Annotated in this window: 25 protein-coding genes; 9 read left to right on the top strand and 16 right to left on the bottom strand. The window is 56.7% G+C overall.

What is annotated here, in order from left to right; all coding sequences use genetic code 11:
- Nucleotide 1 precedes the first annotated feature (1 nt).
- From metA to AC2FIO_RS01750, 4 genes are all read left to right on the top strand, one after another.
- Complete coding sequence (gene metA, locus AC2FIO_RS01765) at nt 2-919, top strand: homoserine O-acetyltransferase MetA (RefSeq protein ID WP_496695289.1); 918 nt, start codon at nt 2-4, stop codon at nt 917-919.
- A complete protein-coding gene (locus tag AC2FIO_RS01760) occupies nt 870-1862 on the top strand; it encodes an alpha/beta fold hydrolase (RefSeq protein ID WP_496695287.1) in 993 nt (330 codons plus the stop codon). The genes metA and AC2FIO_RS01760 overlap by 50 nt, the downstream gene beginning before the upstream one ends.
- Before the next feature lie 49 nt (nt 1863-1911).
- Entirely contained in the window at nt 1912-2781 is an 870-nt protein-coding gene (ppk2, locus tag AC2FIO_RS01755; RefSeq protein ID WP_496695285.1) for a polyphosphate kinase 2, read from the top strand.
- Nucleotides 2782-2884: 103 nt separating this feature from the next.
- Nucleotides 2885-3499 carry a TetR/AcrR family transcriptional regulator gene (locus AC2FIO_RS01750; protein WP_058271885.1) on the top strand — a complete coding sequence of 205 codons (615 nt, stop codon included), beginning with the start codon at nt 2885-2887 and terminating at the stop codon, nt 3497-3499.
- Nucleotides 3500-3507: 8 nt separating this feature from the next.
- Here AC2FIO_RS01750 and AC2FIO_RS01745 read toward each other — a convergent pair whose 3' ends face one another.
- From AC2FIO_RS01745 to AC2FIO_RS01735, 3 genes are all read right to left on the bottom strand, one after another.
- Nucleotides 3508-4566: an adenylate/guanylate cyclase domain-containing protein gene (locus tag AC2FIO_RS01745; protein WP_496695282.1), complete on the bottom strand. Its 1059-nt coding sequence runs from the start codon at nt 4564-4566 to the stop codon at nt 3508-3510.
- Nucleotides 4563-4931, bottom strand: a complete 369-nt coding sequence (locus tag AC2FIO_RS01740) for a group I truncated hemoglobin (protein ID WP_199913459.1) — start codon at nt 4929-4931, stop codon at nt 4563-4565. Before AC2FIO_RS01740 ends, AC2FIO_RS01745 begins: the two co-directional genes overlap by 4 nt.
- A gap of 126 nt (nt 4932-5057) precedes the next feature.
- The gene (locus tag AC2FIO_RS01735) at nt 5058-5900 is read right to left on the bottom strand and encodes a glycosyltransferase family 25 protein (protein ID WP_496695280.1); all 843 of its coding nucleotides are present in this window, start codon (nt 5898-5900) and stop codon (nt 5058-5060) included.
- 150 nt (nt 5901-6050) lie between these two features.
- Between AC2FIO_RS01735 and speB the strand changes: the two genes are divergently transcribed.
- Nucleotides 6051-7025, top strand: a complete 975-nt coding sequence (gene speB / locus AC2FIO_RS01730; RefSeq protein WP_496695278.1) for an agmatinase — start codon at nt 6051-6053, stop codon at nt 7023-7025.
- 21 nt (nt 7026-7046) lie between these two features.
- Here speB and AC2FIO_RS01725 read toward each other — a convergent pair whose 3' ends face one another.
- The 7 genes from AC2FIO_RS01725 to AC2FIO_RS01695 form a co-directional block, all read right to left on the bottom strand.
- Nucleotides 7047-8267: an aminopeptidase P family protein gene (locus tag AC2FIO_RS01725; protein ID WP_496695276.1), complete on the bottom strand. Its 1221-nt coding sequence runs from the start codon at nt 8265-8267 to the stop codon at nt 7047-7049.
- A gap of 161 nt (nt 8268-8428) precedes the next feature.
- Nucleotides 8429-9640: an ABC transporter permease gene (locus AC2FIO_RS01720; protein WP_496695275.1), complete on the bottom strand. Its 1212-nt coding sequence runs from the start codon at nt 9638-9640 to the stop codon at nt 8429-8431.
- 5 nt (nt 9641-9645) lie between these two features.
- Complete coding sequence (locus tag AC2FIO_RS01715; RefSeq protein ID WP_496695273.1) at nt 9646-10917, bottom strand: ABC transporter permease; 1272 nt, start codon at nt 10915-10917, stop codon at nt 9646-9648.
- Nucleotides 10918-10986: 69 nt separating this feature from the next.
- A complete protein-coding gene (locus tag AC2FIO_RS01710; protein WP_282118588.1) occupies nt 10987-12078 on the bottom strand; it encodes an extracellular solute-binding protein in 1092 nt (363 codons plus the stop codon).
- Between the two features lie 111 nt (nt 12079-12189).
- On the bottom strand, nt 12190-13281 hold the full coding sequence (locus AC2FIO_RS01705; RefSeq protein ID WP_109311640.1) for an ABC transporter ATP-binding protein: 1092 nt from the start codon (nt 13279-13281) through the stop codon (nt 12190-12192).
- A gap of 149 nt (nt 13282-13430) precedes the next feature.
- Nucleotides 13431-14138, bottom strand: a complete 708-nt coding sequence (locus tag AC2FIO_RS01700; protein WP_496695270.1) for a maleate cis-trans isomerase family protein — start codon at nt 14136-14138, stop codon at nt 13431-13433.
- The gene (locus AC2FIO_RS01695) at nt 14135-15280 is read right to left on the bottom strand and encodes a M24 family metallopeptidase (protein WP_496695268.1); all 1146 of its coding nucleotides are present in this window, start codon (nt 15278-15280) and stop codon (nt 14135-14137) included. Before AC2FIO_RS01695 ends, AC2FIO_RS01700 begins: the two co-directional genes overlap by 4 nt.
- A gap of 196 nt (nt 15281-15476) precedes the next feature.
- Here AC2FIO_RS01695 and AC2FIO_RS01690 point away from each other — a divergent pair, with 196 nt between their 5' ends.
- On the top strand, nt 15477-16661 hold the full coding sequence (locus AC2FIO_RS01690; RefSeq protein ID WP_496695266.1) for a M24 family metallopeptidase: 1185 nt from the start codon (nt 15477-15479) through the stop codon (nt 16659-16661).
- Nucleotides 16658-17815 carry an acetylornithine deacetylase gene (gene argE / locus AC2FIO_RS01685; protein WP_496695265.1) on the top strand — a complete coding sequence of 386 codons (1158 nt, stop codon included), beginning with the start codon at nt 16658-16660 and terminating at the stop codon, nt 17813-17815. Before AC2FIO_RS01690 ends, argE begins: the two co-directional genes overlap by 4 nt.
- Here argE and AC2FIO_RS01680 read toward each other — a convergent pair.
- From AC2FIO_RS01680 to AC2FIO_RS01655, 6 genes are read right to left on the bottom strand one after another with little or no spacing between them, the layout of a single operon-like run.
- Nucleotides 17812-18678 carry an urea carboxylase-associated family protein gene (locus tag AC2FIO_RS01680; protein WP_496695263.1) on the bottom strand — a complete coding sequence of 289 codons (867 nt, stop codon included), beginning with the start codon at nt 18676-18678 and terminating at the stop codon, nt 17812-17814. The two genes, argE and AC2FIO_RS01680, sit on opposite strands and share 4 nt — an antisense overlap.
- Nucleotides 18679-18721: 43 nt before the next feature.
- Entirely contained in the window at nt 18722-20200 is a 1479-nt protein-coding gene (locus AC2FIO_RS01675; protein ID WP_496695261.1) for an aldehyde dehydrogenase, read from the bottom strand.
- Nucleotides 20201-20208: 8 nt separating this feature from the next.
- Nucleotides 20209-21243: an LLM class flavin-dependent oxidoreductase gene (locus AC2FIO_RS01670; protein WP_282118595.1), complete on the bottom strand. Its 1035-nt coding sequence runs from the start codon at nt 21241-21243 to the stop codon at nt 20209-20211.
- Nucleotides 21243-22163 carry a flavin reductase family protein gene (locus AC2FIO_RS01665; protein WP_496695259.1) on the bottom strand — a complete coding sequence of 307 codons (921 nt, stop codon included), beginning with the start codon at nt 22161-22163 and terminating at the stop codon, nt 21243-21245. Before AC2FIO_RS01665 ends, AC2FIO_RS01670 begins: the two co-directional genes overlap by 1 nt.
- Nucleotides 22160-22939: an alpha/beta fold hydrolase gene (locus AC2FIO_RS01660; protein WP_496695257.1), complete on the bottom strand. Its 780-nt coding sequence runs from the start codon at nt 22937-22939 to the stop codon at nt 22160-22162. The genes AC2FIO_RS01665 and AC2FIO_RS01660 overlap by 4 nt, the downstream gene beginning before the upstream one ends.
- On the bottom strand, nt 22911-23510 hold the full coding sequence (locus AC2FIO_RS01655; protein ID WP_472723643.1) for an amino acid synthesis family protein: 600 nt from the start codon (nt 23508-23510) through the stop codon (nt 22911-22913). The genes AC2FIO_RS01660 and AC2FIO_RS01655 overlap by 29 nt, the downstream gene beginning before the upstream one ends.
- A gap of 107 nt (nt 23511-23617) precedes the next feature.
- Here AC2FIO_RS01655 and AC2FIO_RS01650 point away from each other — a divergent pair, with 107 nt between their 5' ends.
- The gene (locus tag AC2FIO_RS01650; RefSeq protein WP_496695255.1) at nt 23618-24481 is read left to right on the top strand and encodes a LysR family transcriptional regulator; all 864 of its coding nucleotides are present in this window, start codon (nt 23618-23620) and stop codon (nt 24479-24481) included.
- A 77-nt stretch (nt 24482-24558) separates the two neighbouring features.
- On the top strand, nt 24559-25809 hold the full coding sequence (locus AC2FIO_RS01645) for a sarcosine oxidase subunit beta family protein (RefSeq protein ID WP_496695253.1): 1251 nt from the start codon (nt 24559-24561) through the stop codon (nt 25807-25809).

Below are 25809 nucleotides of genomic sequence, written 5' to 3'. Positions count from 1 at the left end.
GATGCCGATCAAGATCCCTTCCGACCTGCCCGCTTACGACGTTCTCACCAAAGAGGGCGTCATGGTCATGGCCGCGGATCAGGCAATGCGTCAGGACATCCGTCCCTTGCGGATCGGATTGCTGAATCTGATGCCCAAGAAAATTCAGACAGAAAACCAGTTCGCGCGTCTGATCGGAGCGACTCCGCTGCAGATCGACCTGTCGCTGATCCGCATGACCGAACATCGCACCAGGAACACCGCCGCCGATCACATGGCCGAGTTCTATCAACCGTTCCAAGAGGTAAAGGATCAGAAATTCGACGGCCTGATCATCACGGGCGCGCCGATCGAGCATCTGGAGTTCGATGACGTCACCTATTGGGACGAGATGACCGAGGTTTTTGAGTGGACTCAGAAAAACGTCCATTCCACCTTTGGCGTTTGCTGGGGTGGTATGGCGATGATCAACCATTTCCACGGCATCGACAAACAGGCGCTCGATGCCAAGGCGTTTGGTTGCTATCGGCACCAGAATCTGGCTCCTTCTTCCCCGTTTTTGCGTGGGTTTTCTGATGATTGCGTGATCCCTGTCAGCCGCTGGACCACAATGAACCAATCTGAGATCAACAGCGCGCCTGGCCTGACGACATTGTTGGGAAGCGATGAGGTCGGCCCCTGTCTGGTCGAGGACCCCTCGCATCGTGCGATCTATATCTTCAACCATTTCGAATACGACAGCGATACGTTGAAGCAGGAATATGATCGCGATGTCTCGAACGGGACACCGATCAATGTGCCGATGAACTACTATCCAGACGACGATCCATCACAACCGCCGCAAAACAGATGGCGCAGCCATGCGCATCTGCTGTACGGCAACTGGATCAATGAGATTTACCAGTCCACCCCGTTCAACATGGAAGACGTTGGTCATTAAAGTTCTGATATTCCTTGGCCTCGTTCTATCGGGTCTGATCCTGCTGACCGTCTGGCGCGCAGCACAGAACGAAGCTGCGGCTGAGGCTCGTTTCCCTCCTGAGGGTGAAATGGTGATGGTCGACGGTATCGCCGTCCATGCGGTGGTCATGGGCGACGGCCCCGATGTGGTTTTGATCCACGGGTCCAGCGGTAACACCCGTGACATGAGTTTTGCTCTTGCACCGATCCTGGCCGAGAACTTCCGTGTGATCGTGTTCGACCGACCCGGTCTGGGCTATAGCGACAGCTTCAATTCGAACGGAGAAACCATTGAGGAGCAAGCGTTAATCTTGCAAAAGGCCGCTGCCAAGTTGGGCGCGGAAAAACCCATTGTTGCAGGGCAAAGCTATGGCGGGTCCGTATCGCTGGCTTGGGCGGTCACCCGGCCCGACAACATTTCTGCCCTTGTTTTGATCGCACCGGCTGCGATCCCGTGGGAGACGCCACTGGACGGTTTCAACAAGCTGGCGTCGACTGAGGCGGGCAATACGCTGGCCCTGCCCCTGATCACCGCATTTGTCCCTGAATGGTACGTGGAAAAAGCGCTGGACAAGGTCTTTGCCCCGCAGACGGCACCCGAAGGGTATGCTCAGCATTTCGGCCCCGGCCTAACGATGCGACGCGCCTCGATGCATGCGAATGCCAAGCAACGGGCCAACCTGCTGGACGAAGTTCGCGCCCTGCAACCCCGCTATGGGGAAATTTCCGTACCGACCGAAGTTGTTCACGGAACGGCTGACACCACTGTCAAGTTTGCCTGGCATGCAGAACAACTGGTCGACCAAATCCCCGACGCGGAACTGATCGAGCTTCCGGGTATTGGTCACATGCCGCAGGTTGTGGCCGCCCCCGAGGTTGCCTCAGCAATCGACCGCGCGGCCGAGCGAGCGGGTTTGCGTTAAACCGCCAGCTAATCCATAGTAGGATATGGATTTTATGGCGAGGTAGCTAATGGCCCGTTCGGAAAAAGGTTCCATTGAAAAGTATTTCCGCAAGGACGCCCCGAAAGAGGTGCGATCAGCCATTGAAAACGCAAAGAAAGACGACATCCTGAACCCGACATATCCTTACGAAGAAAGAATGAAGCGTAAGGATTACGAGAAAGAAATGGATCTGCTGCAGATCGAGCTGGTCAAAATGCAATCCTGGGTCAGGGAAACAGACAATCGCGTTGCTATCATTTTCGAAGGCCGCGATGCCGCCGGAAAAGGTGGTACGATCAAACGCTTTCGTGAGAACCTAAATCCGCGCGGCGCCCGCAACGTGGCGCTGAGCAAACCCTCCGACACCGAACGCAGCCAATGGTACTTCCAACGTTACGTTCAACATCTGCCTGCGGCAGGCGAAATCGTGTTCTTTGACCGCAGCTGGTACAATCGCGGTGTGGTCGAAAACGTCTTTGGTTTTTGCGAACCCGAAGAACGCGAACGTTTTTTCAGGCAAGTTCTGCCGCTTGAAACCGGACTGGTGAATGACGGGATCAAACTGTTCAAATTCTGGCTTAACGTCGGGCGCGCGGAGCAGCTGAACCGCTTTCTGGCACGTGAGACAGATCCGCTGAAGCAATGGAAACTCAGCACAATCGACATTGCGGGGCTTGGTAAGTGGGACGAGTATACGCAATCGATCTCGGAAACTCTGACCCGCAGTCACTCAGACCTTTGCCCTTGGACCATCATTCGCTCAGACGACAAAAAACGCGCCCGCATCGCGGCAATACGAACTGTTTTGCACGCGCTGGAATATGATGAAAAAGACAAGAAGGCTATTGGCAAGATCGATCCACTGATTTGCGGCGGACCCGAGGTGTTGGACGCGTGATGACATTTTCGCGCTCCATTGCTGCCAAGGGTTGGACGAACCGGCAGGCGTGGATTATGTCTTGGTTCCCCGGAACTTAAACAAAAAGGCTCGTGACACAGGCATGGCGAAACGCGGGTATCACCACGGCAATCTCAAGCAAGCCCTGATCGAGGCCGCCCTGTCGCTGATCGAAGAAAAGGGACCGACCGGTTTTACCCTGTCCGAGGCCGCGAAGACCGCAGGCGTAACACCTGCGGCGGTATACAGGCACTTTCAGGGGCGCGAGGACTTGATCGCCGAGGCCGCCCGTCAGGGCTTTGAAATGTTCGCCGACTTGATGCAGTACGCCTATGACACGGGCCAACCCTCAGCCCTTGCCGCGTTTGAGGCAACCGGTCGGGCTTACCTGGCTTTTGCCCGCAAGCACCCTGGTCACTACATCGCCATGTTCGAAAGCGGGATATCCGTAAACCGAACGCCTGAATTGGCGCTGGCCGCGAACCGGGCCAAGAGCGTGCTGGAAAAAGCAGCCGCAGATCTTTCGCAACACATCCCGCCAGAAAAACGGCCACCCGCTTCGATGTTCAGTGCTCACATCTGGGCCATGAGCCATGGCGTTGTTGAGCTCTATGCCCGAAACACAGGTGCCAGCTCTCCATTCCCGCCAGAGGACCTGCTGGAAAGCGGCATTGGTATCTATTTGCGGGGTTTGGGCCTGGTGCCGCAGGACGACTGATATCCGCGCTAGAACCTGGTCCTTGGCGCCGGAACACTAAGGCCCGAAGTGACGTTAATCAGATCCATCTGACCCATGCCCTTGATATCCACCGGCCCAATATCCGAGACCTGGAACTCGTCAATCAACGCGTATTTCATTTCTTCCGGGGCGACAATATTCATTGGGTTTGCAAAGACTTGCAGGCGTGAAGCAATGTTCACGGCCGGACCAAATACGTCGTAGACGTATTTCTGAATACCCACGACCGAGCCGACAGCCGGCCCCATTCCCAGACCGATCCGAGCCTGCCATTTATGCGGATGACTTTCGTTGCGCCGTTCGAGATATCGCAAGAACCGGACCGCACAATGGGCCACGGCCGTCGCATGATCCGGTGTAGCGTCCGGCATACCCGAGACAGCCAGATAAGCGTCCCCGATAGTTTTGATCCGTTCGCAGCCATATTGTTCGACGATCCTGTCGAAGGCCGTGAATACATCGTTCAACTCGCTGAGTGTCACAGTCGGGTCGGTCTTTGCCGCAAAATCCGTAAAGCCCACAAAATCCAGCATCACGACCGAGACCTGATCGTAGAGCTGCGGCGTAACGACACCAAAGGTCTTGAACTCTTCGTACACAGCGCGTGGCATGAGGTTCAACAGCAACCGTTCGACCCGCTCTTTCTCGCGTTCCAATTCGCGCGTATTACGTTCGACCATGGTCGAATAACTGTCGATCATGCTCTCAAGCTCGCGAATGCGGGTGATGTTCTGAAATTCGACCACCAGCACCTGTTCGGAAAGGCCGTTGGCCAAGGACACTGCGACAGCGAATATCAGCGTCCGGCGCTTGGGCTTGACCTGCAGCTCGGCCGAATAGCGCAAGCCGGATTGCTTGACGTCTTCAAGCTCTTTTGGATCAAGGTCGGGAAAATAATCCAACAGGGTCTGACCTTCGGCCGGCGCCCCAAACCACTCGGTAAATGGACCGTTGTGAAACACGAAACCCAAATCCGAAGCCCGTACAACAGCGACGCCGACACCGATCGCGCGGAGCAGCTGTTCGTTTATTGCCAGAATACTCATGCGGCGTCGCGTGCCACGATGATGGCTCGTTTTGACTCGATGGCATCAAGGGCAATTTTAATATGCGCGTCTTCCATTCCATGCATCGACAGGGCCTCGCTGAAAAGCGCGGCCATCTCGTCAAAATCGGCGTGAGAGATGTTCAGGTGACGATGAACCGCCTCGATCCTGTCATCGCTAAAGGATGCAGGTCCACCAACCAAGGACGAAACAAACTTGGTCTGATGATCAATCAACCGGGGCATATCAATGTCTTCGAAATGACCGCCGATCTGATCGGACTCCAACGCCATTTCGTAAAAGGTCATCACGATCCGCGAGATCGTTTTGAAGCCACCGTATCTTTCGTAAATTGTCTGCCCCACAACACATAACCCAAACGTTATTCACCACTAACGTCACGAGGTTATATCATATTGACAGTTTTGTTAACGCTTATGAAGCGGATGCACTGCGGGGCGACCATTTAGGTGGCGTGTTGAGACATGAATTCACACGCTCAGATCGTCGGCGCAGGGGATGAACCCGACGTATCCCCCCTGTTCCAGCAATCGCGTCTGGCCTCCCACGCGCCAATACAACTTACGTCGCGCCGCGACCAATTCCCGCCGAAGGCGGAACCAAAGCGGCCCCTTATCCAGCCCGCTGTTGGTTTTCTGGTTTAGGGATCGTTCGCTGACCTTCACCTCTTCGACCGTGTGATTTTGCTGTTTCGACCAGATCATCTGCACCCCAACAGCCGGAAAGCACTGATACATCCGCCAATCCGACCGTGGGATGGAGACGAAATCATCCAGGTGATCCGAATACTTTTCGGACCAATTCAGCAGTTTCTGGCAGGCCCGCTGAGAAAGCACATAGGCGGCCGCACTCGGGGCCATTTCCAGCATGGGCCGGACGGTGACGCCTGCGATACGCGTCTCTGGCCCAAAACGAAGAGATTTGGGGGAATAGTCCAGCTTCACCATGTCAAAGGCATCTGGGTCCGCCATCAGTGCTGAAATCACACATCCTGCCTGAATGGACATTTCGACGTCATCTTCAAAAATGGCCACCGCTTGCAGGTTTTGATCCACGACCGCCTGCCAAACCGCGCGATGGCTTTCAAAACAGGCGATTTCGCTTTGCGTCAAACCCCAGCGACTGCCCGATCCGGCAACATAGCCGCTGGCGTCCACAACTCCGGGTTTCTGGGCATCCGTCGCGCCAAACCGGGTGGCACCCACCAAGCCTGCATGATTGAACTGCGCTTCCATGAAGTCACGGCGCACTGGGACCCGATCCAGATTGATAAAAAAGGCACCCGTCTCTGGTGGCAGTTCGTGACGTCCCACGGTGTTTCCTTTCAAGCAGTTACGCCAGATACACACTGGCAAGGCGGACAATCAAGTCCGCGCTTGAGCAATATGTATCCGGTTTCGCCTATCCTGATTTAGAAGTCCCGATTAAGCTGCTCTGGGAAAACAATAAACAGGATTCTTGCAATGACGTCTCATGGATATTCCGGCGGTCGCCTGAACCTGCCGTTTGTGGGCATATCGACCTTTGGCAAAGCTCCGTACGTCGAGGATTGGGATCAAATCGATGCTGACGTCGCCGTCATGGGCGCGCCTTTTGATTTCGGAACTCAGTGGCGATCCGGCGCTCGGTTTGGACCGCGTGCGGTGCGCGAAGCTTCAACTCTGTTCAGCTTCGGCCATGCCGGCGCATATGACCATGAGGATGATGCCACTTACTTGGATGGCTCGGTCCGGATGGTCGATATCGGCGACGCGGATATCATCCACACCAAAACCGAAGAAAGCCACGCCAACATCCAGTTAGGTGTTGAAAAGATGCTGAACGCAGGCGCCCTGCCCGTCACCATCGGCGGCGATCACTCGGTCAATATTCCTTGCATCAACGCTTTCGAAAACGATTGCGAGAAAAACGGGCCTATCCACGTTGTACAGATTGATGCGCATCTGGATTTTGTGGACGAACGGCATGGCGTGACCGCCGGGCACGGCAACCCCATGCGGCGTGCAATTGAAAAATCGTATGTTTCGGGCATGACGCAATTGGGCATCCGGAACGTGTCGTCAACCGCCAAAGAAGGATATGAGGACGCCCGCGCCCGCGGGTCGGACATTTTGTCTGTTCGGCAGGTGCGCAAGCTCGGTACGGATGGCGTGTTGGCGCGCATCCCGGAAGGCGCCCGGTATTATGTCACGATTGATATCGACGCATTCTGCCCGTCCATCGCCTCTGGCACCGGCACGCCCAGCCACGGCGGGTTCCAGTACTATGATGTCTTGGAGATAATTCAGGGGCTTGCGAAACGCGGAGACGTAGTCGGGATCGACCTTGTCGAAGTGGCTCCGAATTACGACCCGACCGAAAGCACGCAGATATTGGCGGCTCAGGTTCTGCTGAACTTCATCGGGTTCATCTTTCACGAACGTGGCAAGAAGGGCTGATCGCCCTTCCTGCCAAATCAATTATGCACTGATCGTGTTGTGTTCAGGGCCATAGGGGAAGCCGGTAATGTTTTCGGCACCGGTTTCCTCGACCACCAGAATGTCATGCTCACGGTATCCGCCAGCGCCTTTCTGACCTTCGGGAATCCACAACATCGGTTCGATCGAGACGACCATGCCGGGTTCCAGAACCGTGTCGATGTCTTCACGCAATTCCAGGCCTGCCTCGCGCCCATAGTAATGGCTAAGGATACCGAAAGAGTGGCCGTACCCGAAGGACCGGTACTGCAGCAGACCCTCGTCGGCGAAGAAGCGGTTGATTTCCTCGCAGATCCCCGAGCAGGTCGCGCCGGGTTTAATCAGGCTCAGACCCAGCTCATGCGCGGCAACGTTGGCTTTCCAGATGCGCAGGCTATCGGCGTCGGGTTCGCCTAAGAACAGAGTGCGCTCCAGCGCTGTGTAATAGCCTGAAATCATCGGGAAAGTGTTCAGGGATAGGATATCGCCCTTTTCCAACGCGCGCTTGGTGACCGGGTTATGTGCGCCATCCGTGTTCAGGCCTGACTGAAACCAAACCCATGTGTCGCGGTATTCGGCATCCGGATAGGCGCGGGCAATCTCGGCCTCCATCGCGTCACGCCCGGCCATGGCGATCTCGATTTCGGTCGCGCCTTCACGGATCGCGGCGTGGATAGCTGCGCCACCAACATCCGCAGTACGCGCGCCACCTTTGATCAATTCGATCTCTTCGGCTGATTTCACCATCCGTGCAGCCATCGTATCAGGCGCGATATCGACCAGTTCCGGCCCACCCAACATGTCCAGCGCAGTGTCGCGCATTGCCAGTGTCATGTGGTCACCCTCGATACCGACCCGGCGCGCGGAGCCGATCAGGCTGGCCACGGCGCGCCAGTAATTGTTCCGCTTCCAATCGGTGTAGATCACGTTCTCTTCGACCGACCGGCGCCAGGGCTGCCCTGCGTCGATATTGGCCGAAACCGTGGTACAGGCATCCTGCGTTACAACACAGCCATAGGGGCGACCAAACGAGCAGTACAGGAAGCCCGAGTAGTAAGCGATGTTCTGCATCGACGTCAGCAGAACTGCGGGAATGTCCCGTGTCGCCATGGTCGCGCGCAGACTGGCAAGGCGACGGTCGTATTCAGCCCGGCTGAATGGCAACGGCGCTTTGTCACCGTTGTGGCAGGTGAAAAACTCGGGGCGATTGTTCAGATCTTTCATCTTTGACTCTCCTCAACGCCGGACTGGCATCGCCCGGCCACAAGTCCCGGCGTTCAGGACGAGCGGCCTCGGGATCCGAGAGCCATGCACCCCGCGTTGCGTCACGACGCCATCGTGACCGGGGTACATGGTGAAATCGCTAAATCAGCTTTTGAGTCGCGTCAAGCCGGGGTGAGACCCCGCAGGCGTTCAGACCGCCGCCGCAGCAGTTCGACCGTGGTCAGCAGCGCGATCGAGATCACGACAAGGATGGTCGCAACGGCCAGAATGGTCGGGCTGATCTGCTCACGCAGGCCTGTGAACATCTGCCATGGCAGTGTTTTCTGGCTGGCTGATCCGACAAAGAGAACCACCACAACTTCGTCAAACGAAGTGATGAAGGCAAACAATCCGCCCGAAATCACACCCGGCAGGATCAGCGGCATCTGGATTTTGAAGAACGTCCGCACCGGACCCGCACCCATATTCGCAGCAGCACGCGTCAACGACTGATCGAAGCCAACCAGCGTGGCGGTCACCGTGATGATAACAAAGGGAATCCCCAAGACCGCATGGGCCAGAACAACTTTCACATAGCCAACAAAGTTCTTGTTCATGCCCAGCGTGCCTTCCATAAAGCGGCCGATGTCGCTGTAGAAAAAGAACATACCCGTGGCCGAGATGATCAGCGGAACGATCATTGGCGAGATCAAAATGCCCATGATGGCCCGACGCCCCGGAACATGCGACTGGCTGAGACCTATCGCCGCCAGAGTGCCAAGCGATACCGAAATGACGGTCGCAATTGGTGCGATGATCAACGAGTTCTTGAAGCTGCGCTGCCATTCATTGTTGGTGAAGAAGTCGCGGTAATGCTTCAGTGAATACCCTTCAGGGTCCAGACGCAGCATTTCGGGCGTGAAGGTGAAAAAGTCCTGCGCATTGAAAGACAGCGGCAGAACCACAAGGATTGGTGTGATCAGGAACACGAAGATCGCCCCGCAGATCACCCGGAAAGTAAAGTGCCACAACACCTGACCTGCCGTCATGTAAGGCAGCAATTTTTGCCGATAGCGCCCTTCGTAAAGCCAGAAGATGAAGAAGGCAAAGAACCAACCTGCCAGCAGCCCGACAATCAAGCCTGTAATGCCTGCAAAGAAAAATCCGATTGCGGCAAGGCCCAGTATCGTTATCCAGCGCGCAACGCGTTCGTTGTCCAGCACATTGATATACAGCCATGCCAACCCTGCCATCAAAACAGCGCCGATCAGGATACCCAGCAGGACGCTGCCCTGCCCGGCTCCAACGAACATGCCCAGAAACCCTCCGGCGATTGCGACAGCCGGCAGAACCACTGACAACGGTTTGCGGGATATTGGTGTAAGTGCAGCCATATTCTTTATCCCAGCTTGACGTTATCAATGCCAACGATCTTGTCGTAGCACCAGTAGAGTAGAAGAACGACCGCCAGCAGGATCGTCCCCAGCGCCGCAGCCAGTCCCCAGTTCAGAGAGGATGAGATGTGGTACGCAATCCGGTTCGAGATGAAGACACCCTTGGTGCCGCCCACGATCTCGGGCGTGATGTAGTAGCCGATGGACAGAATGAACACGAGGATCGAGCCCGCGCCGATACCTGGAATGGATTGCGGGAAGTAAATCCTCCAGAAGGTGATCCAGTTCGTTGCCCCCATCGATTTGGCCGCGCGTGTATAGGTTATCGGGATCGTCTGCATGACCGAATACATTGGCAGGATCATGAACGGCAGCAGGATATGCGTCATCGCAATGATCGTGCCGAACTGGTTGTTGATGATCACCAACCTGGCATCATCGGCAACAAGCCCCAGCCAGACCAGAGTTTCGTTGATCACCCCTTGTTGTTGCAACATCACTTTCCATGCTGACGTGCGCACCAGCAGCGATGTCCAGAACGGAAGCAGTACCAAAATCATCAGCATGTTCGAAACGCGCATCGGCAGATTGGCCAAGAGGTATGAGACCGGATAGGCCAGCAGAATACAGGACCCGGTGATGATCAGCGACATGAACAATGTCCGGCCGAACAGCTTGATCAGGATACGTTTGTCCTCAGGCTGGGCCTGCGCACCTTCTGGCGTGCGTTGCATATCAACGGCGTTCAGGAAGTATCCATTGGTGATCGGCACCGCATGCGTTTTGATCACACGCCAGGTGTCCACGTCACCCCAGCCTTCGTGAATTTCGATTAGTTTGTCCTTGAACGGACCATCAGCCTCCGGATCTATCCGTTTGATCTGACGTCCAGATTTTCGGAACATCGACGACATGCCCGTCTGCTCATAGTTCAGGCGGGTACCCAGTCTCGTGTGTTGCTTGGCGTCAACGGCAACAACCATGTCGCGAATAAATGCTTCATACAAAGCTTCGTCCGGCAATTCCCCGCTCTCGGCGTCCCATTGCTGTAACTCAACGACTGTCAAAGGAAGTGTCTCTGAGACAATCCCGTTTTCGACCGATCGGAATAGCATGGAAATGATAGGGATGACGAACGAAAGCAGTACAAATAGCAAAAGTGGCGCAACCAGAGCCAACGCCCGCAATTTACGCCGACGCAATGAACGCGCCAGTGATTTCTTCAGCGGCGTACCATCTGCCGCCAACATCGGACCTGATTGAGTTGCGTCGCTCATCTGCGTTCCCTGACTTTTTGACGCCGGGGCCCAACTTGGCCCCGGCTGGTTTTTTGGTTCAATCAGCGATTACTTCGCCAGCCAAGCCTGGAACTTTGCTTCGATGTCATCGCGATAGTCAGCCCAGAACTCGTAGTTGTACAGGAACGTGTTCTTGGCGTTCTCGGGATCGGTCGGCATGTGAGGTGCCATGTCGATGCCCAGGTCCGCGTGCTGACCCACCAGCGGCGCCGAAGATGCGCGGGCCGGGCCGTACGAGATGTACTTGGCCTGATCTGCCAGGCGCTGCGTATCGGTTGCGAACATGATGTAGTCCAGCGCGCGCTTCTGACGCTCTTCGCTCAGACCAGCAGGAATAATCCAGCCGTCCAGATCAAATATCTGAGCATCCCACAGCATTGCAACGGGTTGCTTCTGCTCTTCGATCACGCTGAACAGGCGACCGTTATAGGTCGAACCCATGATGATCTCGCCGTCCGCCAGCAACTGCGGCGTGTCCGCGCCTGCAGACCACCAGACAACGTTGTCTTTGATGGTGCCTAGCTTGGCCAGGGCCTGATCCTGCCCTTCCGGAGTCGCCAGCACGTCATAGACGTCGTCTTTTGCCACGCCGTCACAAATCAGAGCCCATTCCATGTTGTTGATGGCACGCTTTTCAAGTGAACGCTTGCCTGGATAGGCTTCCAGATCGAAGACTGCGCAAACATCCGACGGCGGTGTGTCACCCACCAGATCCGTACGATACCCGAATGTAGTCGAGTAAACGATTTGCGGAATGAAACACTCGCTGACAAGCAAGTCACCGAAATCATCAGCAGCCGAGGTTCCGTCGGGTGCCGGTGCCAACATGGTGTCCGGATCGATTTCCAGCGCCAGGCCTTCGTCACACAGACGAATTGCGTCTGCCGCCACAACGTCGACCACGTCCCAGGTGATGTTGCCTGCTTCGTTCATCGCACGCAGTTTAGCAACCGCCTCAGCCGAGCTGTCGTCGTTCAGGATCGTGACGCCGGACTTCTCGGAATAGGGCTCATGATATGCTTTCAGCTGCGACTTGGAGTAAGCTCCGCCCCAAGAGACAATAGTCATTTCCTCTGCGGATGCAGCGCCGGCAACTGCCGCGATAGCACCTGCCATAATAGTGGTTTTTGTTACTTTCATCGTTAACTCCCTGTTATTCCCGTTAATTTTGATCTTTTTGGTTGGGCCACGGGGTAACCCACCCATGCCTTTCCCCGCGCACTTTCGTGTCGTGAACGGGCTGTTCCCTGATCAGGCGTCCAATGCCCGGCAGTCGCGCGCAAGCCAGCCGATTTCGACTTCCTGGCCCGGTGACAGTCTGATAGCGTCCGGGGCGTTTCGCGTCTTGATGATGAAGTCGTCATTCCCGGCAACCGACAGACGGAAGCGGAAAACATCGCCCATGTAGATGAACTCTTTCACCGTTGCTTTCAGAGTATGCGCATCGGCGTGCAGGCGATCCTTGTTGAACTCCACCCGCTCAGGCCGGATTGACACTTTGGTCCGATCACCTGCCGCGTGGACATTGACCGGCTTGGCGTCAATTTCAGATCCGTCATCCAGCGCCACAACACATTCGTCGCCGTTGATTGATTTAATAACGCCTTCCAATGTGTTGTTTTCACCAATGAACTGGGCAACAAAACTGTTTTCAGGCTCTTCGTACAGAAGATCCGGCGGCGCAAGCTGTTGAATGCGCCCATCGTCGAATACCGCAACGCGATCTGACATTGTCAGGGCTTCGGTCTGGTCGTGGGTCACGTAGACGGTCGTAATCCCAAGTTCATGGGCCAGACGCGTGATTTCAAACTGCATATGCTCGCGCAGCTGTTTGTCGAGCGCGCCCAGCGGTTCATCCATCAGAACCAGCTCGGGCTCGAACACCAGCGCGCGTGCAAGGGCGATCCGCTGCTGCTGGCCCCCGGACAATTGCGCCGGTCGACGGCTGCCAAAGGCCCCCATCTGGACCATATCAAGCGCCCGCCGGACCTTTTCTTCCCTTGCGTCCTTGCCAATTTTCCGCACTTCCAGAGGGAACGACAGATTTTCTGCCACCGTCATATGCGGAAAAAGAGCGTAATTTTGGAAAACCATGCCAATACCGCGCTTATGCGGTGGGATGTTGTTGATCGGTCGCCCGTCCAACATAATCTCGCCATGAGTGGCTGTTTCAAACCCCGCCAGCATCATCAGGCAAGTTGTCTTGCCAGAACCCGAGGGCCCAAGCATTGTAAGAAACTCACCTTTCGGCATGGAAAGGTTAAGGTCTTTTACAACAAGGATCTCGCCATCATAAGATTTTTGGACATGCTGAAACTCGACGAACGCTGCGTCATTAGACATTTACCGATTAGTCTCCCCTGTGCAGTCCTTGCCTGCCCGGTTCATCCGGATCTCAAAGACCTGTCGAGGCCATTTAAGGACATGCAGGGTGCGGCACGCAACCAAAATATGACACGTGGGTAACGATTAAAAAAGAAGCAGCAGAGTTTTCAGGCAGAATTCAACTTGCGCATGTGCCACGCAAGGCTTTGATTGCTGGAAAGCACCGGTTTCATCAGGTGTTCCTGTACAATCGGAATAACATCAAAAGTTCTTAGATTCGTGCAGCTTAGAAAAACAGCTTCAACTGAATCATCCTGCCCAAGACTCACTGCAGCCTCAATCAGAGACTTCCGTGAAATCCGCGCGACTTTGGCCTCTTCGGCTTCGCCGAATGTGCCAAAAACATCCATCGAAATGCCATTTTGCGCAAATGCATGGCGTAAGGGATCGTTCACTTCTTCGATATATGGCGACAAAAGTGCGAACTTTGCTACACCAAGTTCTTGGGCGCAGGCCGAGGCCGCGCGCAATGGGTTTGTAACAACCTCTGCCTCGCAAGTTTTTTGAACCATTTGTTCGACCTGATCCGAGCCGATAACCGAGCTGGCAGAGGTGCAGCCATAACCAACCACACGATATGGTCGGGTCTTGGGCAACAGATCAGCAGCGGCAGGTAACGCGGTTTCCATTTCCGCCAGAGTATCTGTCGTCACCTCTTTGCCGCTGGGAATTCTAGAGACGTAAATGGGGCAGCTACGGTCGGAAAAATACGCGTTGAACTCTGGCTCAAGGGTCTCGTCTGTCTGCAAGACGATCAGACCCATTGGGGGCGTGGCGGGATCATCTGCATCAACGGTATAAGGTAAACGGGTCATATCTCGGGCAACTCCATACCAGCGCGCGGGCTAAGAAAGCGGGGCTCGTCTTCGGTTATGACGATGTTCTCTTCGTGAACAAGGATCTTTCCGCCCACGGCAATGCCCGGCTCAAGCGTCAGGACCATGCCTGGTTTCAAAACTGTGTGGTCGGTTGGAATGAGAGATGGCCATTCCGTCAGAGACATACCCAAACCATGCCCCAAACGCCCTGCCCCCGTATCGGCATCGTGGCGCGACAGCACAGAGTTCATCGCCTGAAATAAGTTAGCCGCCGTGGCGCCCGGGCGCGCAATCTCAAATGCCGCATCCGACGCTTCAATCAATGCACTATAGGCTGACTTAACCTGCGCGTTCGCGGACCCTATCGACCAGTTGCGGTCGTAATCACTGAAATACCCATCCCAAACCAGGCCGGTGTCCAGCATCAGGACATCGCCTTGCTGCAGCAGCGTATCAGATGCCGGGGAAATCACGTCAGTGTAACCGCCCTGTTCCGCACCGCCCGCGAGGTATGGAACCCAATCGGCCCCCTCGTCCAGGCACAGCATTTGAAACCCGCGGAACACAGCATCCAGCGCCACGCCTTCTTTGGCGATTTCGGGCACCCGCTGAAAGGCACGCCCAGCGATGGCGCATGCCGTTTCAATCTTTGCAATCTCCGCTGATGATTTCACCATCCGCAGCGCGCGTACGATCCCTTCATCGCCGCAAAGGTCTCGCTGACCGACTGTCTGTTGCAGACGTCGAAGGTCTGCCAACGGCATCCTGACATGCGTTTCATGCCCATCTGGTAGTCCGATCTTTGCGTCGTCGGGCGTCACCTCGCGAAGTGTATCAGCCAAAAGGCTAATGCCATCGTCGGCCAGATCCGGCGCAGCCCAGGTTCGGATATCGTCGAGCCATGTCTTGGCCATAAGCGCGGCCCCGATCGAAGGGATCACCGCAATCGGCTTGCCACTGGCAGGTACAATCAGAAACCAGGGCCGTGTTGGGCTTTCCCAAAACCGCGTCAGGTAGCCGGTAAAATATCGGACCTCAGGTTCCGTCGTCAGCAACAGGGCCGACAGACCAGAGGCTTGCATCTTGTTTTGCGCGCGTTCCGTTCGTGCTGCGAACTCAGATGTGTCAAACCCCCTCATTCCGTGACCTCAGAGAAAAAGCGGATAACCTGCGCGCCTGCGTCAATTCTCAAGCAAATGCCATTGATCAGCTTTTGGCCGCCGCGATGGGGGGTAGGTGAGATTCTCAATTTGGTGTCTTTCCCGTGATGCCCATTGACGTGATCGCATTCGTCAAGTTCTGTCAACAAAACTCGCCCAAGGCAGGAGCCTAAAAATGCCCCATTCAGATCCGGCCTTCAGCCGCGCCGAGTACGACCGCAGATTGGCAAAGACCCGCGCCGCCATGGCAGCCGCCGGGTTGGATGCTTTGTTTGTCGAAGATCCTTCAAACATGGCATGGCTGACGGGCTATGAGGGCTGGTCGTTCTATGTGCATCAAGGGGTACTTGTGCTTCAGGATGCCGACCCGATCTGGTGGGGCCGAAATCAGGATGCCAACGGCGCGCGTAAAACTGTTTGGATGTCCAATGACCGGATCCACGGCTATGCGGACGAATACGTACAATCCACCGTGCGTCACCCCATGCAGGATCTGGCAGCGCTGATTGCGGATACTGGTATCGCGAAGGGGCGGATCGGTGTCGAGTTGGACAATTATTATTATTCAGCCAAAGCGCACCTGACTTTGCTGGCGGAGTTGCCCGACGCAGAGCTGGTCGACGCAAACACATTGGTGAACTGGCAGCGTGCCGTGAAATCCGATGAGGAAATTGCGCTAATGCAAAAAGCTGCCCGGATATCCGAGCATGTGACCGACGGCGTATTGGAGCGCATCGAACCGGGTATGCGCAAGAACGACCTCGTCGCGCAAATCTACCATGACGCAGTCACCGGAGTTGGCGAGGATTGGGGCGATTACGCAGCCATTGTGCCGCTGCTCCCGTCCGGCCCGGATGCCGCTGCACCGCACCTGACTTGGGATGGTGAACCATTCAAATCCGGAGAATGTACATTTTTCGAACTGTCAGGCTGCTATCGCCGTTACCACGCGCCCTTCTGCCGCTCGGTCTTTTTGGGTAAGCCACCCGACTATTTGCTTCGTGCTGAAGCCGCGCTGGTAGAAGGACTTGAAGCGGGACTAAAGGCCGCGCGGGCTGGCAATCAGGCGCGTGATATCGCGTTGGCTCTGGCTGCCCCGCTGGAACGGGCGGGTATCGAGCGCGGCGCGCGATGCGGGTATCCGATTGGCCTGAGTTATCCGCCGGACTGGGGTGAACGCACGATTTCCCTGCGCCCCGAGGATGAGACCGTATTGGAACCTGGCATGACCTTTCACTTCATGCCAGGCCTCTGGATGGATGATTGGGGGTTGGAGATCACTGAGCCGATCCTCATCACAGATTCCGGACCTGCCGAATGTTTCTGCGACCGCCCCAGAAAGCTGTTTGTGAAGCCATGACTTTACCCAGAACCATGGAAATACTAGCCGACCTGATCGCTTTTGAGACGGTGTCAGCGGACTCGAATCTGGAAATGATCAGCTATCTGACCGAACGGCTCGAGGCATTGGGTGCACGGTGTATTGTCACGCGGGACAAGACCGGTGCAAAGGCGAACGTGTTTGCCACCCTCGGCCCCGATCAACCCGGCGGCATCCTTTTGTCAGGCCATACGGACGTGGTGCCAGTGGCCGATCAGGATTGGACAACCGATCCGTTCCAGATGGCTGAAAATGACGGCAAGCTCTACGGTCGCGGCACATGCGACATGAAGGGCTTCATCGCAGCGGCGTTGGCTTTCGGCGAAACGCTGGATGTGGACAAGCTGACCCAGCCGCTGCACTTTGCCTTTACCTACGACGAGGAAGTCGGCTGCCTTGGTGCGCAAACGCTAGTCGACGACCTGTCTGAACGTGGCATCGTTCCGGACATCGCGATTATCGGCGAACCGACTGAGATGCGCGTGATTGAGGGGCACAAGGGCTGCTTTGAATATACGACCCGTTTTACCGGGTTAGAGGGACACAGCTCTGCCCCCGATGACGGGGTAAATGCTGCGGAGTATGCCGCGCGATACATCAGCAAACTGCTGGAGCTGCGCCATATCCTCAAGTCCCGCGCACCCGCCGACAGCCGGTTCGAGCCGCCTTGGACGACGGTCAATATCGGCCAAATTTCAGGCGGCATTGCCCATAACGTCATAGCCAGCAAGGCCGAGGTCTTGTGGGAGATGCGACCCGTTCAAGCAAGTGACGCCGACCTCGTCAAAAAGACCCTTGCGGACTACGTGGGGCATTCTTTGCTGCCGGAGATGCAAGCGGTCCACAGCGACTCGAGCATCACGCAAGAGGCTATCGCCGAAGTCGAAGGCCTTGAACCCATGGAAGAAAACGCGGCCCGTGATTTGGTGGCTGAACTAACGGGCGCGAACGGCACTGGTGTTGTCGCCTTTGCGACCGAGGCCGGGTTGTTCCAGAAACTGGGCGTTCACGCAATCGTCTGCGGGCCGGGTTCGATAGCTCAGGCCCACAAGGCGGACGAGTTTCTTGAAATCGAACAGTTGGACATGTGCTGCAGAATGTTAACCCGTTTGGGTCAGCGCCTGACTCGTTAACCGGTTCCGTGCGTGCGGTCATATTTTGATCGATCCGGTTGCACATGCGCCGCACGCGCTTTCTCGCCGGGGTCATAGACCTCCATCACCAACGGATGGCAGGCAGCGGTATCCGAAGAATGTTCCGACGAACAATCCCCGCCGGGGCACGCAGACAGGCCGACGATCAGGTCAATCTCGGCATAAAACTCAAGATAGTCGCCCGGACGCACCGGGCTGGCTTTCATAAAATATTGGCCGGTATCGCGGGTAAATCCAGTGCACATGAACACGTTCAACACGTCATGCACCAGCATCTCGGCCTCATGCAGCGGCAGGTCGCAATGGCTGGCCAGCGCGCGGGTCAGGTTCGAGTGACAGCAATAGTGATAGTCGTCCCCCGACAGCAAACGCCCGGTATAGGGATCACACCGTGTGCCAATCACGTCATGGACCGATCCGCCATAGGTATCGAACCCGTACCAGTCCAGAGTATCGGCAACGATCGTCGCCATAGGTCGCATGTTTGGAAAGCTCGACCACATCCGGTCTCCGGTCGACAGGTGCGTGCCGTGCAGCGCGCGGGTTTTGCCGGAATAGAACCGCTCGGTCAGGTCATGCTTGTTCCACATGTTCAGGTCGCCAACCTGAGGACCGTCGACCGAAACCACCCTGAAGAAAGCGCCAGCCGGAACATCAATGCATACCGCGTCACGCGGGGCAGCAGTGGCCTCGGCCACCTTTACGGCACCTTCGCGCAGTTGGCCCAAACCAATCAGATCAGGCTGCTGCAACGAGTCCGGCGGGTAGCAAATTACTGGGGCAATGGCCTTGCGGTCGGCGGCATCGGCCGGTGGTGGGAAGTTCGGTTTTGTCAGTTTCATGCGCCCCTCACTTCCCTCCGGAAATCCCTGCCTTTCCGAATCCTTAGCGCATTATGAAAGGGTTCGCCATCGGCTCTTGCGCGGTGCTGATCCAAGTGGTCTTGGTTCTGGTGTAATCCAGGATCGCCTCAACGCCGGCCTCGCGGCCATATCCCGACTGATTGAACCCGCCAAACGGCGCGATAGGAGAGATCGCGCGATAGGTGTTCACCCAGCAGATACCGGCCCTGATCCGTTTCGAAACACGGTGTGCACGCGCAAGGTTCTGCGTGAACACGCCCGAGCCCAACCCGTAAGGGGTGCCGTTTGCCAGCGCGATAGCCTCTTCTTCGGTATCGAACGGCAGCAAGGACATGACAGGTCCGAACATTTCGATCTTCAAGGTTTCGGTCTCGGGTGACACGCATTCGACCAAAGTGGGATTCATGTAATTTCCGGATCGGTCTGCAGTTTCTCCGCCGAAATGGATCGTCGCGCCCTGCCCCCGCGCTTTGCCTAAAGTCTCTTCGATCTTGCGCACCTGCGCTGCCGTGCACAGCGGGCCGACATGCGTTTCCGGCTGCAGGGGATCACCCAACCGGATAGCGCTGGCCTTTTCGGCGATCCGTTCAACCAGTGGTCCCAAGATCGACCGTTGCACCAGTCCGCGCGTGCCCGCCACACAACTCTGACCGGATGCGCCGAAGTTACCCGCGATCAGGCCGTTTGCTGCACCGTCCAAATCGGCGTCCTCAAACACGAGGATCGGCGACTTTCCACCCAGCTCCAATGACGTGACCGCAAAGTTCTCAGCCGAGTTTCGCACCACATGGCGGGCGGTTTCAGGCCCACCCGTAAAGGCAATTCGGTCAACATCCGGGTGCCGGGTCAGTGGGATCGCGCAGTTTTCGGCGTCACCGGTGATGACCGACACAACGCCGGGCGGGAATCCGGCCTGTTGAATCAGATTGGCAAACTCCAGCATGGGTGCGGGCGCGATTTCCGATGCTTTCAGCACGACGGAACACCCGGCAGCCAACGCCGGGCCCAGTTTGGTCGCGGTCAGGAACATCTGCGCATTCCACGGCACGATCGCGGCCACGACTCCAATCGGTTCTCGTGAGGTAAAGACATGCATGTCAGGCTTGTCGATGGGCAGGACCGTGCCTTCGATCTTGTCTGCCAGACCCGCATAGTAGCGGTAGTAATCGGCAACATATCCGGTTTGCGCCGAGGTTTCCGCCAACAGCTTTCCGCTGTCGGTCGTCTCCAACTCACCCAGGCGCTTGGCGTTTTCTGCCACCAGATCGGCAAGACGATACAGCAGCTTGCCCCGCTGCGTCTGTGTCATATCCCGCCATTCCGGGTCATCCAGAACCCGTTTGGCGGCGGCGATGGCGAGTTCAACATCACTGGGCGCGGCGCACGCGAATGTGGCCCACCCCTGGCCCGTGGCCGGGTTCTGTGACGTCATCACCTGCGTGGCTGATCCTTCGGTCCAGACGCCGTCAATGAACAGCTGAAAATGCGGTAGGTTTCCCATGGTGGTCCTCACTGAAATGCCGGCATCACGTCGTCGATGAATCGCGCCAAAGAGGCACGCTTACGTTCGTTGGTCATGCCGCTGTCGACCCAGAACGAAAACTCGTCATAACCCAGATCTTCATAGCGCTTGATCCGGTCGATCACCTGTTGGGCAGTCCCAACTGTCAGATCACGGCCCAAATTTTCTTTGGTATACATCGGGTTCGCGTCCATCTCGGCTTCGGTAATCGGCTTGATCAAGCCCTGTTCAACTGGCCGTTTGTTCATGAACCATGCACCAAAGTAATTGTAGTACCGGCGCAGATTTTGCACGCCCTGCGCAACATCGTCGTCATCTTTACCGACATAGGTGTGGTGCAACAGCATGATCTTGGGGCGCGGCCCCGCGTAGCTGTCACAGGCATCGTTGAACCGCCCCATCAGGGTCTCGATCTCTTCCATGCCCTGCCACAGCGGGGTGACCTGAATATTGAATCCGTTGTGAACGCCGAATTCGTGGCTGTTAGGATCCCGCGCTGCGATCCAGATTGGCGGGCCGTCCTCCTGATATGGCTTCGGTGCCGAAGTTGCCGCCGGAAACTCATAGAACTCGCCTTCATGGGCACAATCGCCCTTCCAGATCTGAGGCAACAGCGGGGTGGACTCGCGCATGCGCTGCCCCGCCTCCCAAGCGTCCATTCCCGGCATCAGACGTTCGTATTCATAGGAATACGCACCGCGCGCGATCCCCAACTCGATACGCCCTTTCGTCATCTGATCCGCTGCGGCGGCCTCACCTGCCAGTTTGATCGGATGCCAGAACGGCGCAATTACCGTTCCGGTGCCCAACCGCACATTGCGCGTGTGATGCGCCAGATCGACCAGCGACAGAAACGGGTTGGGGGCAATGGTGAACTCCATCCCATGATGTTCACCTGTCCAAACTGCCCGCATGCCCCCGTCATCAGCCATCTTCACCAGGCTCACGAATTCATCATACAGAACATCGTGAGGCTGATCCGGGGTCAGACGTTCCACGTGGGCAAACAGTGAAAACTCCATCAAATGGCTCCTTTACCGAAACTGTGAATTTCGCCGCGTTCGGCGTCACCGAGATACAGCCCGAAAACGCCTTCGCGGGCTTCAAGGGCGTAGCGGGTCATCATGTGGTGCAAGCTATTGCTGGCGTAAGTCAGATCAGCCAGATCGCCGATATCTACCCATTCGGCATTTTCCACCGGGATGTTCTGAACGCAAGACGCCAGAAAGAACGTGTAGTGCAGGTTCGTTTCGGCATCGTTGAACGAAGAATAGACCTGTTCGATCTGCGCCTGAATGCCCCGATCGGAAAGGCCCTGTGCCAGCCTGTTGCGTTGCCCCCCGGGTTCCGCACCGGCGATTTGAACCGGGCGAAATGCGCCTTCGTAGCGTTCCAGAATAACTTTGCCATTTGCCGCAACAATCGCACCGCAGATTGTCGGAACCTGCGCGTCCATCTCACGCTCAAGTCCAAGACTGAAATACGACCCGTTCACATAACCCAGACCGTTTCCACCGATATGGTTGAACTCTGTGACACGACCAATCAGAACCGTGTGGTCGCCTGCGGGCAGCGCCTGATGCGTTTCACAACTGAACTGCGCCAGCGCTCCGTCGATCAGCGGCAAGCCATTGGCTCCGTCGCGATGCGCCACCCGACCAAATCGGTCGCCCTTGAAACTTGCGAAGGTATTCGAGACGCCCTGCTGCCCATCTGCCAGAACATTCACCGCAAAATGCGAGCATCCGGCAAAGGTATCGTGGCTGGACAGAAACTTGCCGGGGCAGACCAACAGCAAAGGCGGATCAAGCGACACGGACGTGAAGGAATTCGCCGTGAACCCGACCGGGTTTCCAGAGGCGTCGCGGGTCGTCACAACCGTTACACCGGTCATGAAGTTGCCAAATGCATCACGCAGAGCGCGGGTGTCAATCTCGGTCATGGCAGGCACCTCCGAATGAACTCAAGCAATTTGGCGTTAACAGCAGCCGGGTGCGTCATGGGCATCATGTGGGCGGCGTTCGGAACAATTTCGACACGCCCATTTGTCACCTTCTGCGCCATGCCCTGTGACATACCTGGTGTAGAATTCGGCTCATCCCCGCCCGTCATAAACAGTGTGGGGCATTTGATTTGCCCCAGTTGTGCGTCAGTCGGCCCATCGCTTTCGGCGAAGACGGTATAGGCCGCTTTGTATGCGCCCGGGTGGACATCTTTCAGCCAACGCGAACAGGCTTCGCCTTCTTCGGAAACCTGATCGCCGAACCAACGCTGCAAGGTCACGGTAGGATCGTTCATGGCCGCAGCATCCAGTGCCACCGCGCGGGTCGTGACAGCCGCACGCGCTTCGGGGGTTCGGCGGTAAATTGCGTTCAACGCGGCAACGCCTCTCACCTGATCATGCCCCGATGCCGCAATGTCCAAAGCGATCAAAGCTCCCATGGAATGCCCAATCAGAACGGCAGGCTCGGTCAATCGGGCCGCTATTGGGTTGGCGTACCCATCCAGCCCCATAGCACCTTGAAACTGGGTTTTTCCATGCCCGGGCATATCCGGACACAGAACACGATACCCGGCGGCAGACAGCGCATCGATTTGCGCGCCCCAGGCTTCGGCCCGCAAGCCAACGCCATGGAGCAGAACCACAAGCGGGCCTTCGCCTTCGTCTATCGCGGCGAGCCCGCCGATGTCAGACCGAGGCCGGGTTGTCCACGTCATGGCCCAGATCCTTCAAGTCCTGATAACGGTCGCCGATGCGATGATGCGGACGGCCCGAGGTTGCTCCGCCCAAAACCACGACGATCTCATCCGCACGGGGCGCGTCGGGGATGGCGAATTGCAGCGTCAGATAGTGTGACCGGCGGCCCGCATCATTCTTGTCCATCAGTGGCACCATGATCGGCGAGTTTGCGGGGCCCCGAGTGTTGGTGAATGAAAGATAGGACTTGGCGTCAACCGCCTGCCGGAAGATGTTCCCGAAATGCAGCGTGTGGATCAGGCCCGAGGCATGCTCGACCTCTCCGTCCAGCCCCACAACCGCAGCCTTGCCATAAGCCTCAATCGCCTCACCGCTTCCGGCCAGCGCGATCATCCTGTCGGTCAGTTCTTGACCCAGGATTGGGCCATAGGCCAAAATTTCCGGCCGTAGATCTTCGACGAAACGTCCAGCCCAAGGGTTGGTAACAACCGCTGCTACAGCAAACATGCGCCACGGCCGTTCGGCTTTGCGATATCCTTCGATCAGAACTTCTTCGTCGAAGGTCACTATTTTACGAATTTCCGGCTGCACGTTATCCCCCAATCTTGAGTACGAGAAATATCTTTGATTGGCCGGCACTTTGACAAACGAAAGAAGTTGGGTCTTAGGTATTAACAAAGCTACTAGGTCGGTTGCACATGCCCAAAACACTGCCCCCCCTTACATGGTTCAGGTCTTTCGAGGCCGCGGCCCGAAGGTTGAGCTCAACAGCTGCGGCGGATGAAATCGGACTGACCCAATCCGCCGTAAGCCAGCAAATCAGGTCGCTGGAATCCCGGCTTGGCGTCGTCCTGTTTCATCGGCATCCGCGCGGTCTTTCCTTGACGGATGAAGGGCGAAAGCTGCTGCCGCAGGTCGAAGCCGCACTGCAATTGCTGCAATCCGCCGCCTCTCCGTATTTGGCAGAGGAACGGGCTAAGCACGTCACTGTTGCAGCATCGATCAGTATCATCGAATGGTTAATTTCCCCTGCCCTGCCCCAGTTTCGCGACCAAAACCCAGATACGTCCATTCGCTTTGTCAGCACGATCTGGCCGGATGAATACTCGGCCCTGCGCGCCGATGTTGAAATCCGGTTCGGGTCAGAAAAACAAGTCGGGCGGGATGCAAAACCGTTACTGCCGAATGACCTGATCGCGGTAAAAGCACCTGGCTTGGTTGGCGCTTTTCAGGACTTGCCCCTGATCGAGGCCGTGGGAACGTCAGACAACTGGTCCACATGGGCGGAAGTCACCGGTCATAAAATCCATACCCCGGCCTATTATGTCGATTCTTACGGGCTCGCCTTGCAATTGGCGGCTTCCGGGAACGGCGTGGCCTTGGTGAATGCACTTATCGCCGATCACGCTCTGCAGACCGGACAGGTCGCGCGTGCCTTCGACGAGACTGCTCCAGCGGCCGAAGGGTACTTTCTGGCCGTGCAGCGCGCATCCCCCGAGGTTGACGCCTTTGTATCATGGTTTTCACAATTGGTTCCCGGCTCGTCACACCAAAGGGTCTGATTCAGACACACCAATGTCGCATCTGAGGATATCGCTGAGCAGGAAAATAGTGAATTCTGGCAAAAAAGGTCCGATTCATGCGATATTCAGGCTTTCGAGTCATCAAAGAGGCGCTTACCGGCCACAAAGGGTGGAAACCGGTCTGGCGTGACCCCGAACCCAAAGTTCATTACGACATTATCGTCATAGGCGGTGGTGGTCATGGGCTGGCGACGGCCCATTATCTGTCCAAGGTCTACGGTCATCGCAATGTCGCGGTTGTCGAAAAGGGCTGGATCGGCGGCGGCAATGTCGGGCGGAACACGACAATCGTTCGCTCGAACTACATGCTGGACGGGAATGAGCCGTTCTATGAATTCTCGATGAAACTGTGGGAAGGGCTTGAACAAGACCTGAACTACAACGCCATGATGAGCCAGCGCGGAATACTCAACCTGTTCCACACGGATGGTCAGCGCGACGCTTATACGCGGCGCGGCAATGCGATGATCCTGCACGGTGCAGATGCCGAATTGCTGGATGCCGATCAGGTACGCAAAGAACACCCCTATCTGAATTTCGACGACGCGCGTTTCCCGATCAAAGGCGGTCTGGCCCAGCGGCGGGGCGGCACCGCGCGCCACGATGCCGTGGCCTGGGGCTTTGCCCGGTCCGCGGACAGCCACGGTGTCGACATCATCCAGAATTGCGAAGTCACCGGGCTGCGTATCGAGAACGGCAAATGCCTGGGCGTCGAGACCTCAAAGGGCTTTATCGGGGCTAACAAAGTCGGCTGCGCTGTTGCCGGTAACTCGGGCCGGGTGATGGGCATGGCGGGCATGCGCCTACCGATCGAAAGCCACGTGTTACAGGCGTTTGTGTCCGAGGGTCTGAAGCCGGTTCTGCCCAGCGTCATCACCTATGGGGCCGGACATTTCTATGTCAGCCAATCCGACAAAGGCGGGCTCGTCTTTGGCGGCGACATCGACGGTTACAACACCTATGCGCAACGCGGGAATCTGCCTGTGGTCGAGGATGTCTGCGAAGGCGGCGTCTCGTTGATGCCAATGATCGGCCGCGCCCGTCTGCTGCGTATGTGGGGTGGTGTTATGGACATGTCTATGGATGGCTCTCCCATCATCGACCGCACTCCGATTGAGGGTCTCTATTTCAATGGTGGCTGGTGCTACGGCGGGTTCAAGGCGACCCCGGCATCCGGTTATTGTTTTGCGCATCTGTTGGCGAAGGACGAACCGCACTCTACCGCCACGGCCTATCGCTTCGACCGGTTCCGCACGGGCCGGATGATCGACGAAAAAGGCGTGGGCAACCAGCCCAACCTGCACTGA

The sequence above is a fragment of the Ruegeria sp. CDSB086 genome (genome assembly GCF_059611065.1).
The sequence above is the reverse complement of the archived record's forward strand: the minus strand, read 5'-3'. Positions and strand labels throughout refer to the sequence as shown.